Below are 12,711 nucleotides of genomic sequence, written 5' to 3'. Positions count from 1 at the left end.
ACTCACCGGATATCGGGGGTATCCCGGGTGTCGCCGGCGTCCAGACGGACGCGTGTGGTCGCTGCGGGGATCGGGGCCGGGATGGTCCTCACGTCGGCCGCCGCGGCCTTCGCGCCGGCCGCGGTCGCCGCACCGCAGGTCAGCTGTACGTCGAAGCAGGCCGGACTGGCCGAGAAGCTGCAGAAGGACATCACGACGGCGTTGGCGAAGCGGAAGGGGACGGTGGCGGTCGGCCTGTACGAGCGCGCCACCGGCACCACCTGCACGCTGCGCGGGGACACCGCCTTCGACTCGGCCAGCGTCGTGAAGGTGACCGTGCTCGCCGCGCTGCTGTTCGACGCCAAGAAGACGAACAGGTACCTCACGGACCGTGAGACCAAGCTCGCCACCGCCATGATCACCAAGTCGGACAACAACTCCACCAGCGCCCTGTGGAAGCAGCTCGGCGTCAAGAAGATCCAGGCGTTCCTCACGGCCGCCAAGATGACGCAGACCAAGCCGGGCGCGAACAACTACTGGGGCCTCACCCAGATCACCGTCCGGGACGAGCAGCGCCTGCTCGCGCTGCTCACCGCGAAGAACACCGTCCTGAGCGACAACGCGCGCGCGTACGTCCTCAAGCTGATGAACAAGGTCGTCTCCGGGCAGCGCTGGGGCACCCCGGCCGGAGCGCCCTCCACCGTGAAGGTGCACGTCAAGAACGGGTGGCTGTCCCGCGCCACGCACGGCTGGCGGGTGCACAGCGTCGGCACGTTCAACGGCGGCGGACGGGACTACACGATCACCGTCCTCACCCACGGCAACCCCGACATGCAGTACGGCGTGAACACCATCCAGGCCGTCGCCAAGGTCATCCACAAGGACCTCGTGCCCGTCCCGAAGGCGTCCTCGGGCACGGCGGGCGTGCAGCGGTACGAGCCCACCGACCGGCCGCAGGAGGCGACGGTTCCGGTTCCGGAGGCGGGGGCCGCGCAGTAGCTCTGGGGTGCGCGCTCGCTTGGCGGGTGCGGGTGCGGGTTCGTTTGGCGGGTGCGGGTGCGTGGGGCTTCTCGCGCAGTTCCCCGCGCCCCTGGAAGGCCTCCGGCCTTTCGGGCCGAAAAAGCAGGGGGCGCAGCCCCGCTTTTTCAGGGGCGCGGGGAACTGCGCGACCAGCCCCCACCGGACCCGCACCCGCCGACAACCCCCCACTCCCGAGCCATGAGGTCCCCGCTCCCGATGTCATCCGGACATTCACGGCGAGGCCATCTCCGTATCACCGGCGTCGTCCTACCGTGACGCCATGCCTCTCAGAAGCCTCGTCGCGACCCTCACCGCAGGCCTGGCGGCGGCAGCCGTCACCCTCGCCGCCGCCGGGCCCGTCCACGCCGACGCGCCGCGCGGGAACGCCTGTTCGTCGGCCGTGGCGATCGAGCGCTACTCCGACGTCCTCGACAAGACGACGTACGCGGGCACCTTCGTCGGGAACCTCTCCGGCCTCGCCGTCGACCGTGACGGCTCGCTCCTCGCGGTCTCCGACCGGTCCGCCCTCTTCACCCTCGACCGCCGTACCCTCGCGCCGCGGGGCGTCCTCCCGCTCACCACGGAGACCGGTGCCGCGCTCGACGCCGAGGCGCTCGCCGTCGACCGCGACGGCACGCGGATCGTCGCCTCCGAGACCGAGCCGTCCCTGCGGCGTCACGACCGGCGGGGCCGGTTCCTGGGCAGCCTGCCCGTGCCCGACGCGCTGAGGGTCGCCCCGGCCGGCCGGGCGGTCGCCAACCAGACCTTCGAGGGCCTCGCCCTCCTGCCCGGCGGACGCACCCTGCTCGCCTCGATGGAGGGCGCGCTCGCCGGGGACGGCGCCGGGGTGGTTCGCCTCCAGACCTGGCAACGGCACGGCGGCACAGGGGACTTCGGGCTCTCCGCCCAGTACGGCTACCGCGCGGACCCCGGCCTCGGTGTCGTCGAGGTGGCCGGTCTGCCGGGCGGACGGCTGCTCGTCCTGGAGCGCGGATTCACCGCCGGCGTCGGCAACACGGTCCGCCTCTACGCCGCCGACACGCGCCGCGCGACCGACACCGCGGGCGTCGCCGTCCTCACGGGACAGGAAGGCGACCGCGCGGGCGACGGCACCGGTCACGGCGACGGCACCGGTCACGGCGACGGCGTCCGGCTCGTCCGCAAGACCCTCCTCGCCGACCTCGTGAACTGCCCCTCCCTGGGTGCCACGGCCAAGCAGCCCCAGCCCAACCCCCTGCTCGACAACATCGAGGGGATGACCGTCACCGGGGCCGCGCGGACCGGGGGCCGGCTGGAGGTGCTGCTGGTCAGCGACGACAACCAGAACGCCGTCCAGACGACCCGCCTCTACTCCCTCAGGGTCCGGGTCGCCTGAACCACGCCCGGCCGATCCCGCCCGTCAACTCTGCCTGTCACAGCCGCAGTCGGCCGTCGCGCCGTCCTCCAGTAGCCCGCTCTTGGCCGTGAGATAGGCGAGCTGCGCACGGCTGTTGCTGCCGAGCAGGTCGCCGACCTTCTTGAGATGGCTGGCGACGGTGCGGGGGCTGATGCCCAGCCGGCTGGCGATGGCGGCGTCGGTGTAGCCGTCGACCATGAGGCGCAGCACATGCAGCCGGGTCTCGTCGGTCAGCAGCGCGGGGCGTTGCTGGTCGTGCTCGTAGACGACCGGCCTCGCCCGCTCCCAGGCGTACTCGAAGGCGGAGACCAGGAAGTGCACGACGCCCGGGTCGGTGACCTTGAGGGCGTGGGTGCCGTGGTCCTTGCCCATGTCGGGGATGAACGCGACGGACCGGTCGCAGATGATCATCCGGTCGAACACCTCGTCCACCGTGCGCACTTCGACGCCCAGGTCGGTGACCTGCTTGATGTAGTCGAGGGTGGGGCCGTGGGCGCGGACGGTGTGCTGGTAGAGCGTGCGCTGCTTGACGCCCTTGCGGTGTGCCTCCAGGGTCCGCGGCAGGGCCTTGACCAGGACCTCCTCGGGGCGCCTGCCGCCCGGGTGCGCGGTCAGCAACTCGATGCGCGTGCCCCGGATCGCCTCGTCCAGCGCGGCGGTGATCGCCGGCGCGGGCGTGAGACGCTGCGAGGACTCGCTCTCCTTGCGGCGGGCGGTGCGGTAGACGCTCTGCGCCTGCGACATCGACGCCCGTACGGCGGCCAGGGCCTGCTGCTGTTCAAGGATCAGCCGCTCCATCGGGTGCGTCAGCGCCGCCGTCGCCACCGAGGGCGGTATCGGCACCAGGGCCTCCGGGTCGTCCACCGCCGGGGCCACGAGCCCGAACGCGCTCACACAGCCCGGCGCGTCCGCGCGCGAGGCCCTTCCCGCCAGCAGGGCGGTGCGATAGAACTCGATGCCCGCACCGCAGACCTCCGCGGGGGAGCCGTCGCCCCCGGGTATGTCCGACTCACCGCACATGCCATCCCCCTTCAGAATCCTGCAGTGCACGATCATGACCCCTTCAATCGCTTCCGGCAACCGGCCGACCACGGCATGCTCTTCGTGTGGACACCGGCGAACAGCCGAGAGTCCGGAAATTCTTCAGGGGGGTATGAGAAATGAAGTACATGCGCAGAATGGCCGGGGCACTCGCGTTTGTCGCCGCCGCGGTACTGACCCTTTCCGTCGCCGCCGACACGGCCGAACGCACCACGGTGGCGAGCGCCCAGGCGTCCAACGCGCCCGGCGACCCCGGCTGGCCCTGAGCCGACGTCACCGATCCCGGTCAACGCGCGTAAAGCGCACGCAAATCGCGCGTAGAGCGTGCGTGGCGATCGCACAGTGCTCATCCGCCGCTCACGCAGCGTTCGCGTGACGCCGGGGCCCCGGTGCGCTGTTGACGGACCGTCAAGTGTGCTGGCCGCTGTGTGAGTCAGCAAAGAAAGCGGTTGGCGGGAGAGCCGTCCGGCCGGATCGAGGTCCCCTTCGCGGTCCATTCGATGTCCGGTGAATTCCGGCTGCCGGTTCATGGGTTCCGGCATGCGGTTTCACATTGAACGAACGAGGGAGTATCAAGGAAATGACCACCGCCATTGCCGCACCGAAGTGCTTGGTGTGCGACACCGATTTCGAGGTCCAGGAGGACTGGGAAAAGGGGGAGATCACCGAGTGCACGGCCTGCGGCCAGGAGCACGAGGTGGTCGAGAAGTCCGCCGCCGCAGGCGTACGGCTCGACCTCGCCCCCGAGGTGGAAGAGGACTGGGGCGAGTGACGACCGCCGATCAGGTCCTGCTCTCGGTGACGATGCTGCGGCCCGAGGAGAAACTGCTCCTCGGGGCGTTGCGGGCCGAGGGACTGACGGCCCGGCCGTTGCTGATGGAGGATCTGGCGGAGGTGGTGGCGGGCCGCACCGGCGGCCCGCCCGCTCTCGCCGTGATCCGCAACCTGTCCCACCGGGACGCGATCAGCGTCTCCCGGCGGCTGGAGTACGCCGGGGTGACCACCCTCAACCGGTCCTCCGTCATCGAGGCCTGCAACGACAAGGGGTTGCAGTCGCTGCTGTTCGCCCGCCACGGCATTCCGCATCCGGTAACCCGGCATGCCTTCAGCTACGACCAGGTGCGGGCCGCCGTCGACGAGTTGGGGATGCCGGCAGTCGTGAAGCCGGTGAGCGGCTCGTGGGGGCGGGGCGTCACCCGGATGGCCAACGCCGAGTGCGTCGAGGCGTGGGCCGGGGGGCGGGAGTCCGCGGACGCGGGCGGGAAGCTGTTTCCCGTGGTCGTCCAGGAGTACGTCGACAAGCCGGGCCACGATCTGCGGGTCGTGGTGGTGGGGCGGACGCCCGTGGTGGCGATCCAGCGGGTGTCCGACGACTGGCGGACGAACACGCATCTGGGGGCGCGGGTGCGGCGGGTCGACGTGACCGCCGAGATCGACGCGTTGTGCCGGCGCGTGGTGGATGTGCTGGGGCCCGGGTTCTACGGGGTTGATCTGGTGGAGGACCGGGCGGCGGGGGAGTTGCTGGTTCTGGAGGTCAACGCGAATCCGGAGTTCGCCAAGTCGTCCGTCGAGCATGGGGTGGATGTCGCGGGGTTGTACGCGGCGTATGTGGCTGAGCGGGTGGCTGAGCCGGTGGGTGCCGCCGCCGTCTAGGGCGCCATTTTCTCGCCCCCGCCGCCCCTACCCGTCCCATCCCAGGGGCTGCGCCCCTTCGACCCCCGCGGTCGGTGGTCGGCCGCGGGTCCGGTGGGGGTTCTCGCGCAGTTCCCCGCGCCCCTGAAAAGCAGGGGCTGCGCCCCGTGCTTTTCACCCCGCCCGACCGGCGCCTTTCAGGGCCGAGGGGCCTGGGGTTCTAGGGGCGCGGGGAACTGCGCGAGCAACCACGAACCATCCGCACCCGCCGACGCACCCGAACCCCCGAGTCAACAGGCGCCCCCTACTCCCCACCCCCTCTTCACGTAATCGGATCAGAGAGGCCTACGTCCTATGGAACTGTTCGACACCGCCACCGTGCTCACCCGGGTTCTGACCTCGGGCGTGGTGATGAGTATCGAGAAGAGCGACCGGGAACTGCCCGGTCTGGAAAGGCTGTTGACGAAGAAGACGCGGCGGAGCAAAGCCGTGCTGCTCAACAGCCGGACGGGGGCGATACACGCCGCGCTGGCCGGTCAGGGGATCGGTCACGGGGACAGCGTCGCCCTCGCGGAGCCGGACGCGGAGACCGCCGCGTTCCTGGCCTGGCTGGGCGTACGCGTGACCTCGTACGACGAGCCCGCCGCGTACGACTACCTCGCGCTGGACCCGGCCAACGTCGACCGGCTCGGCGAGTTGGCCGCGGGGGCCACCGCGCCGGCCCTGGTCGTCGACCTCACCGGCCTCGGCTTCGGCCCGGCCGCCGCCGTGCTCACGGACGACCCGAAGCTCTGGGCCCGCGCCGAGCGGCTGAAGATCTTCGGCGCCTACGACCTGCGCACGATGTGGACGCAGGAGGAGGCCGACGCCGACCTCGTCCCCGGCGTGCAGTTCAACTACCGGCTCAGTCCGCTGGTCGCCGCCTGTGTGCGGATGGCCCTGACCCAGGCGGCCCAGACCCGCCCCGTCGCGACCTCCGGAGCGAACCAGTCATGATCACCGATTTTCCCAACTCTCCGCTGCCGCTGCCGAACCCGGCGGATCTCGACGCCGAACTCGCCGCCCTGGGCGGCGCCGAGATCATCCCCAAGGCGCTCCGCCGCACGCTCTTCCCGGTCATCACCAAGGAGGACGTGTTCAACCTGATGCTCGCCCAGCGGCAGGCGCCCGAGAAGGTCGTCGCCGACTTCGCCGAGGCCTACCGGGCGTACGTGGGCGCCGGGTTCGCGCTGCCCACCGCCAGTGGCACCTCCAGCCTGCACATGGCGCTGGTCGGCGCCGGGGTGCGGCCCGGTGACGAGGTCATCGTCCCGGCGTTCACCTTCATCGCCACCGCGCAGGCGGTCGTCGCGGCCCACGCCGTCCCCGTCTTCGTCGACATCGACCCGGTCACCTACTGCATGGACCCGGCCGCCGCGGCTGCCGCGATCACCGAGCGGACCCGGGCCCTGATGCCCGTACACGTCCACGGGCTGCCCGCCGACGTGCCCGCGCTGCGCGCCCTCGCCGACCGGCACGGCATCGCCCTCGTCGAGGACGCCTCCCACGCCCACTCCGCGAAGATCGGCGACCGGGTCGCGGGATCGTTCGGGGACGCGGCGGGGCAGAGCCTGATGGCCGACAAGAACTTCCCGCTGGGCGGGGAGGGCGGTATCGCCTTCTTCGCGACCGAGGAGGCGTACGAGCGGGCCGTCTCCTATCTCGCCGAGCACGGCATCGACTACGGCATGTCCTGGGTCGCCGCCGCCTTCGGCAGCAGCCAGCTCAAGCGGCTGCCGTACTACGACGAGATCCGCGCCCGCAACGCGGCGCTGCTCGGGGACGCCCTGCGCGAGACGGGACTGTTCACGCCGCCGCACGTGCCGGACGGGCACGTCCACGCGTACAACATGTACCGGCTCACCCTGCACCCCGAGGCCGTCGGTCTCGACGACCTGCCGGTGCACGCCGTCAAGGAGGCCGTGCACGAGCTGCTGGTCGCCGAGGGGGTGCCGGCGCGGGAGTGGCAGAACACGCCGATCCCGTGCCACCTGCCCTTCCAGCACCGGGACGGGTTCGGCAACGGCTACCCCTTCAGCCTCAACCCGGGCGCTGTGCGCGACCACCGCCCCGCGGACTTCCCCGTCACCCTCGGCATGCTCGACTCCACCCTCGTCCTCTGCCGCGAGCTGCGCTCCCCGGTCGAGTACGAGCGGATCCAGCGCTACGCCGACGCCTTCCGCAAGGTCGCCCGCCGCCCCGACGCCATCCGCAAGCTGGTCCAGGAGCGCGACTACGTGCGGCCGTACGAGAAGGCGGCCCGCCTTGGCTGACATCGGGAACCCGAACCAGAAGATCCGTGTCGCCGTCGTCGGGGCCAGCGGGTACACCGGGGGCGAGGTCATCCGGCTGCTCCTCGAACACCCGCACGTCGAGCTGGCCTTCCTGTCCGCCGAGCGGGCGGCCGGTGCCGCCATCGGCAGCGTGCACCCGTGGCTGCGCAACCATCCGAAGGCGGGCGGACTGAAGTTCCGGCCGCTGGCCGAGCTGGCGGACACCGACCCCGTCGACGTGGCCTTCGGCTGTCTGCCCACCGGGGCGCTGCCCGAGCGGCTGCCGCTGATCGCGGCGCACGCCAAGCGGGTGCTGAACCTGGGCGGCGACTTCCGGCTGCGGGCCGAGGACGAGGTGCGGGCGCACTACCCGAAGACGGCCGAGCACCCGCCGCTGGAGGACTTCGCCTACTACGTACCGGAGTTGAGCGGCGACGTGCCGGAGGGGCGGTTCGTGAACCTGCCCGGCTGCATGGCCGTCACCACGATCTACGCGCTGTACCCGCTCTTCGCCGGCGCCGAGCCGCTCGCCACCGACCGGGTCGTCGTCGACGCCAAGACCGGCTCGACCGGCGGCGGCCGGGGTGGCAACGAGCCGCCCGCCGAGCGCACCGGCAACTTCCGGGTGCACAAGCTGTACGGGCACCGGCACGCGCCCGAGGTCCGGCAGGCCATCGCCGACTTCACCGGCGCGGCCGTGGACCTGCGGTTCTCCACGCACAGCCTGGACGTCGCCCGGGGCATCCTCGTCACCGCGTACGCCGAACTGCGCGACGGCGTCACCTCGTTGGACGTCAAGCGGGCCTACGCCAAGGCGTACGTCGGCAAGCCGTTCGTGCGGGTCCGCCCGGCGCCGAAGGCCCCGCAGGACTTCCCGATGCTGAAGGCGGTCGTCGGCTCCAACGTCGCCGAGGTCGCCATCGCCGTCCAGGGCGGCCAGGTCGTCGCCGTCGCCGCCCTGGACAACCTGATCAAGGGCGCGGCGGGCCAGGCCGTCCAGGCGATGAACCTGATGCACGGCCTCGACGAGACCTCCGGCCTGCCGACAACGGCGGTGTCCCCATGACGACCCAGCTGGAACGACCGGTGACGACGACAGCACGAACCGCCCCGGCCCCGGCCACCGTCCCCGAGGCGCGTGCCGTGTCCGCCTCCGCCCGGCCCCTCTACGTCGTCAAGGCCGGCAGCGCCACCCTCGATCGCGGCACCCTTCACAAGGAGCTGGCCGACCTGGTGGCCCGAGGTGCCCGGGTGCTGCTCGTGGCCGGTGGGGCCACCGGGATCGAGCGGCACTACACGGCGATCGACCGCCCGATGCCGCATCTGCGGCTGGCCAACGGGGACGTCGTCCGGTACTGCCCGCCGGAGGAGATGACGCACCTGGTCGACGCCTACGAGCGGGTGACGCTGCCCGCAGTGGAGCGGGAGCTGCGCGCGCTCGGGCTCACCGTGTTCACCTCCGTCGCCGCGCGCGGCGGGCTGGTGAGCGGCAGGGCCAACCGGCCGCTGAAGGCGGTCTCCGGCGAGGGCCGCACCCTGGTCGTGCGCGACCACCGGGCCGGTGTGCCGACGGACGTCGACGTCGACGGCCTGACCGCGCTGCTGGAGGCGTACGACGTCGTCTGTCTGTCGCCGCCGGTCGCCGACCCGGCGGGCGGCGCCCCGCTGAACGTGGACGCCGACGTGCTCGCCGCCGTGCTGACCGGCGCGCTCGGCGCCGACCATCTGCGGCTGGTCACCGGCACCGCCGGACTGCTGACCGACCCGGCCGTCCCCGACTCCACGCTGTACGACGCCTATCCGGGCGAGGGAGCGAAGTACGCGGGCGGCAGGATGCGGCAGAAGGTGCGGGCCGCCGAGATCGCCATGCGGGACAGCGGCGCCGACATCGCCATCACCGGCCCGCACACGATGGCCGTGCCGTCCGGCTGGACCCGGTTCTGGCGTACCAAGGAACCGGCGGCCGACCTCGCGCTGCTCACCCGGGTCGCCTGTGTGCCGTCGGTGTCGCGGGACGAGGCCGAACTCGCCGCCTACCTGGCCGAGTGGTGCCGGGAGCGCGGTATCGACGCGCACGTGGACGAGGTCGGCAACCTCGTCGCCACCCGCGGCGACGGCCCCCGGCGGCTGCTGCTCCTCGGCCACCTCGACACGGTCCCGCACCACTGGCCGGCCGAGTGGCGCGACGGCGAACTGTGGGCGCGCGGCAGCGTCGACGCCAAGGGCAGCCTGGCGAACTTCCTGGAGGTGCTCGCCCACGCGGACATCCCCGAGGACGCGCAGCTGCGTGTGGTCGGCGCGGTCGAGGAGGAGATCTCCTCCTCCAAGGGCGCCTTCCACGTCCGCGACCGGTACCCGGCCGACGCCGTCGTCATCGGCGAGCCCAGCGGCTCGGGGACCCTGACCCTCGGCTACTTCGGGCTGTTCAAGCTCCGGATCACGGCGTCCGTGGCCAGCGGCCACTCCGCCGGGATGGACGCCGTGTCCGCGCCGGACCACCTGATCGGCGTCCTCGGCCGGATCCGGGAGTCGGTGCTCGCCGAGGCGCCGGACGCGCTCAGCGCGGTCATCGACGTCCGCGTGGAGAGCGGGCGCGAGCGCTCCACCGCCATCGGGATCCTCAACTTCCGGGTGCCGCCCGAGGTGGACGTGGCGGCGCTCACGGCCGCCGCGCTGGGCCACGCCGCCGACGATGTGCGCGTCGACGTGCTGCGGGCCACGCCGGGGCACGCCCAGGGCCGCGCCGGCGCACTGGTGAAGGTCTTCACCCGGGCCTTCGCGCAGGCCGGGATCAGGCCCCGCTTCGTGGTGAAGAAGGGCACGTCCGACATGAACACGCTGGCCACCACCTGGCACGACGTCCCGATGGTGGCGTACGGGCCCGGCGACTCCTCACTGGACCACACCGACGAGGAACGCATCGACCCCATGGAGTACCGCACGGCCCGCAGCCTGCTGGCCGACGCCGTCCAGCGGTGGTTCGACCTGTCCGCCCCACCCGCCCAGCCCGAGGGGAGCCCGCGATGACCACGGCCGTACTCGACACGCTCCGGGCCGGGGACGACGACCCGACCGAGCCGACGCCCCTGGCCGAGCCGACGCCCCTGGCCGAGCCGGTCGCCCCGGCGCCCCCGGCCGAGCCGACGGCCCTGACGGCCCTGACGGCCCCGGCGGCTCCGGCGGCCCTGGCCGATTCGGCGGTCCTGGCTGCTCCGGCGGACTTGGCCGACCCGGCTGCTCCGGCGGTCCTGGCGGACTTGGCCGACCTGGCGGCCCCGGCCGAGCTGACGGATCCGGCCGAGCCGGCGGCCCCGGCCGAGCCGGTGGCCCCGGCCGAGCTGACGGATCCGGCCGACCCGGCCGACCCGGCCGACCCGGCTGCTCCGGCGGTCCTGGCCGACCCGGCGGTCCTGGCTGCCCCGGCTGCTCCGGCGGTCCTGGCGGACTTGGCCGCCCCGGCGACCCCGGCCGAGCTGACGGATCCGGCCGAGCTGACGGATCCGGCCGACCCGGCCGACCCGGCGGCCCCGGTCTCGGCTGCCCCACCGGACACGGTGGCCGTCCTCGCCGAGCGGGCCGTCCGCGCCCGGCGGCTGGTGGTCGACATGGCGGCGAGCGCGCGTGGCTGCCACCTCGGCGGCAGCCTCTCCGTCCTCGACATCCTGATCGCCGCCCTGCACCGGGCCTCCGCCGGCGACGGCACCGAGGTCGTCCTCAGCAAGGGCCACGCGGCCGCCGGGCTCTACGCGGCCCTGCACGTCAGCGGGGCCCTGCCGGAGAACCCGGCCCCGCTGTACGGCCTCGCGGGCCACCCCTACACCGGCCACCCCGGCCCCAAGGTGCCCGGCGTCCGCTTCCCCACCGGCAGCCTCGGCCACGGCGTCCCGTACGCCGCCGGCTGGGCGCTCTCGGAGCGGCTGCGGGGGCGGCACGGGCTCGGCATCGCGGTCGCCGGCGACGGCGAGCTGCAGGAGGGCCTGGTCTGGGAGACCTGCCAGGTCGCCGCGGCCCAGGAGCTCGGCAACTTCGTCCTCGTCGTCGACCGCAACGGCGGCCAGAACGACGGCATGGTCGCCGACATCTCCCCGCTGCCCCGGCTCGCCGACCGGTTCACCGCCTTCGGGTTCGACGTCACGGAGGTGGACGGCCACGACCTGGGCGCCCTCACCGCCCTGCTGGCCGAGGACCGCACGGCCGCCCGCCGCCCCCTCGCCGTCGTCGCCGACACCGTCAAGGGCAAGGGCGTACGGGCCGTCGAGGGCAAGGCCGCCTGCCACTACGTGACCATCGACCAGGCGCGCGCCGCCAAGTGGAAGCGAGCGATCCGATGAGCCCGACGGCAACCGCCGCGCCCGAGCGGCCGACGCCCGACACCGACCCGCGACCGGTGACCCTCTCCGGCCGCGACGCCTACCGGGACGAGCTGACCCGGCTCGCCGCCTCCGACGACACGATCGTCTGCCTGGAGGCGGACCTGGGCGGCAAGGGACACCCCTTCCAGGCCGCCCACCCGGAGCGCTTCTTCAACCTCGGGATCGCCGAGGGCGCGATGGTCGACATGGCGGCGGGGCTCGCGGCCGGCGGCCACAAGCCGTTCGTCAGCACCTTCGCCCCGTTCGCCGCCCTGCGCGCCGCCGAGAGCCTGAAGCTGACGCTCGGCTATCTGGCCGCCGGTGTCACGGTCGTCGCGCCCTACGCCGGTGTCTCCGGCGCCTGGTTCGGGACCACCCACCACTGCCTGGAGGACCTGGCGATCCTGCGCAGCGTGCCGGGCGTGACCATCGCGGCGCCGTACGGCGACGCCGAGATGCGCGCCGTGGTCCGGGAGGCGGTCCGCTCCGGACGCCCGCACTACATCCGTACGGGACGCAACGCGAAGTACGAGTCCCTGCCGGTGAACGGCAACGGCACCGAACTCCCGCTCGTGAACTGGGAGTTCAGTGCGGGTGACCCCGGTGCCGGCTGCCTCGTCTCGGTCGGTGAGGAGGGCACCCGCCTCGCCCTCGCCGCCCGGCGGGCCGCGCCCGGCACCTCGCACGCGCACCTCACCTATCTGGACCACGAGCACCTGGCGCAAGCCGCCGCCGAACTCGCCCGCCGTCACTCCCGGTTCGTGGTCGTCGAGGAGCACCGGGGTCAGGGCGGAGTCGCCGAGGCGCTCGCGCTGCTGCTGCCGACCTGCCGGGTGACGTCCGTGAGCGCGGACCGGAGCTGGCCCTCCCAGGGCGGCGACCACGAGGAGGTCATGGCCGCGCTGGGCCTGGACCTGCCCGCCGTACTGGACGCACTGGACCGCGCCGCCCGCTGACCGAGCTGCCCGCGCCGCCCGCT

The 12,711-nt window shown here is 72.8% G+C and carries 12 protein-coding genes; 11 read left to right on the top strand and 1 reads right to left on the bottom strand.

Annotation, left to right across the window (positions count from 1 at the left end):
* Window positions 1–81: 81 nt before the first annotated feature.
* Window positions 82–978 carry a serine hydrolase gene (locus HW837_RS38410; RefSeq protein WP_177262021.1) on the top strand — a complete coding sequence of 299 codons (897 nt, stop codon included), beginning with the start codon at window positions 82–84 and terminating at the stop codon, window positions 976–978.
* Between the two features lie 301 nt (window positions 979–1,279).
* A complete protein-coding gene (locus tag HW837_RS38405) occupies window positions 1,280–2,374 on the top strand; it encodes an esterase-like activity of phytase family protein (protein WP_193381056.1) in 1,095 nt (364 codons plus the stop codon).
* A 24-nt stretch (window positions 2,375–2,398) separates the two neighbouring features.
* On the opposite strand, the gene HW837_RS38400 is transcribed toward HW837_RS38405, so the two are convergent.
* Window positions 2,399–3,415 carry a LuxR C-terminal-related transcriptional regulator gene (locus tag HW837_RS38400; protein WP_045557683.1) on the bottom strand — a complete coding sequence of 339 codons (1,017 nt, stop codon included), beginning with the start codon at window positions 3,413–3,415 and terminating at the stop codon, window positions 2,399–2,401.
* A 158-nt stretch (window positions 3,416–3,573) separates the two neighbouring features.
* Between HW837_RS38400 and HW837_RS49765 the strand changes: the two genes are divergently transcribed.
* The 9 genes from HW837_RS49765 (at window position 3,574) to HW837_RS38360 (ending at window position 12,688) form a co-directional block, all read left to right on the top strand.
* The gene (locus HW837_RS49765; RefSeq protein ID WP_256255130.1) at window positions 3,574–3,702 is read left to right on the top strand and encodes a hypothetical protein; all 129 of its coding nucleotides are present in this window, start codon (window positions 3,574–3,576) and stop codon (window positions 3,700–3,702) included.
* Between the two features lie 314 nt (window positions 3,703–4,016).
* The gene (locus HW837_RS38395; protein WP_045557682.1) at window positions 4,017–4,208 is read left to right on the top strand and encodes a lysine biosynthesis protein LysW; all 192 of its coding nucleotides are present in this window, start codon (window positions 4,017–4,019) and stop codon (window positions 4,206–4,208) included.
* The gene (locus tag HW837_RS38390) at window positions 4,205–5,089 is read left to right on the top strand and encodes a RimK family alpha-L-glutamate ligase (protein ID WP_052682859.1); all 885 of its coding nucleotides are present in this window, start codon (window positions 4,205–4,207) and stop codon (window positions 5,087–5,089) included. The genes HW837_RS38395 and HW837_RS38390 overlap by 4 nt, the downstream gene beginning before the upstream one ends.
* Before the next feature lie 333 nt (window positions 5,090–5,422).
* Entirely contained in the window at window positions 5,423–6,064 is a 642-nt protein-coding gene (locus HW837_RS38385) for a PLP-dependent aminotransferase family protein (protein ID WP_093791000.1), read from the top strand.
* Complete coding sequence (locus HW837_RS38380) at window positions 6,061–7,380, top strand: DegT/DnrJ/EryC1/StrS family aminotransferase (RefSeq protein WP_193381057.1); 1,320 nt, start codon at window positions 6,061–6,063, stop codon at window positions 7,378–7,380. Before HW837_RS38385 ends, HW837_RS38380 begins: the two co-directional genes overlap by 4 nt.
* The gene (gene argC, locus HW837_RS38375) at window positions 7,373–8,446 is read left to right on the top strand and encodes an N-acetyl-gamma-glutamyl-phosphate reductase (protein ID WP_052682858.1); all 1,074 of its coding nucleotides are present in this window, start codon (window positions 7,373–7,375) and stop codon (window positions 8,444–8,446) included. The genes HW837_RS38380 and argC overlap by 8 nt, the downstream gene beginning before the upstream one ends.
* The gene (locus HW837_RS38370) at window positions 8,443–10,407 is read left to right on the top strand and encodes a M20/M25/M40 family metallo-hydrolase (protein WP_193381058.1); all 1,965 of its coding nucleotides are present in this window, start codon (window positions 8,443–8,445) and stop codon (window positions 10,405–10,407) included. The genes argC and HW837_RS38370 overlap by 4 nt, the downstream gene beginning before the upstream one ends.
* Window positions 10,404–11,711 (top strand): 1-deoxy-D-xylulose-5-phosphate synthase N-terminal domain-containing protein, encoded by a 1,308-nt coding sequence (locus HW837_RS49155; protein ID WP_237270561.1) that lies wholly within the window; start codon window positions 10,404–10,406, stop codon window positions 11,709–11,711. The genes HW837_RS38370 and HW837_RS49155 overlap by 4 nt, the downstream gene beginning before the upstream one ends.
* Window positions 11,708–12,688, top strand: a complete 981-nt coding sequence (locus HW837_RS38360) for a transketolase family protein (protein ID WP_196789929.1) — start codon at window positions 11,708–11,710, stop codon at window positions 12,686–12,688. Before HW837_RS49155 ends, HW837_RS38360 begins: the two co-directional genes overlap by 4 nt.
* Window positions 12,689–12,711: the final 23 nt, after the last annotated feature.

Source organism: Streptomyces caniscabiei, from assembly GCF_014930365.1.
Classification (GTDB): Bacteria; Actinomycetota; Actinomycetes; order Streptomycetales; family Streptomycetaceae; genus Streptomyces; species Streptomyces caniscabiei.
This window is presented reverse-complemented; position numbering and strand designations above follow the sequence as displayed.

Bases quoted from the DNA above. Each gene is read 5' to 3' on its own strand.
- HW837_RS38410 (WP_177262021.1), top strand. From the start codon at position 82: ATGGTCCTCACGTCGGCCGCCGCGGCCTTCGCGCCGGCCGCGGTCGCC.
- HW837_RS38380 (WP_193381057.1), top strand. From the start codon at position 6,061: ATGATCACCGATTTTCCCAACTCTCCGCTGCCGCTGCCGAACCCGGCG.
- HW837_RS38400 (WP_045557683.1), bottom strand. From the start codon at position 3,415: ATGTGCGGTGAGTCGGACATACCCGGGGGCGACGGCTCCCCCGCGGAG.
- HW837_RS38385 (WP_093791000.1), top strand. From the start codon at position 5,423: ATGGAACTGTTCGACACCGCCACCGTGCTCACCCGGGTTCTGACCTCG.
- HW837_RS38360 (WP_196789929.1), top strand. From the start codon at position 11,708: ATGAGCCCGACGGCAACCGCCGCGCCCGAGCGGCCGACGCCCGACACC.
- HW837_RS49155 (WP_237270561.1), top strand. From the start codon at position 10,404: ATGACCACGGCCGTACTCGACACGCTCCGGGCCGGGGACGACGACCCG.
- HW837_RS38370 (WP_193381058.1), top strand. From the start codon at position 8,443: ATGACGACCCAGCTGGAACGACCGGTGACGACGACAGCACGAACCGCC.
- HW837_RS38405 (WP_193381056.1), top strand. From the start codon at position 1,280: ATGCCTCTCAGAAGCCTCGTCGCGACCCTCACCGCAGGCCTGGCGGCG.
- HW837_RS49765 (WP_256255130.1), top strand. From the start codon at position 3,574: ATGGCCGGGGCACTCGCGTTTGTCGCCGCCGCGGTACTGACCCTTTCC.
- HW837_RS38395 (WP_045557682.1), top strand. From the start codon at position 4,017: ATGACCACCGCCATTGCCGCACCGAAGTGCTTGGTGTGCGACACCGAT.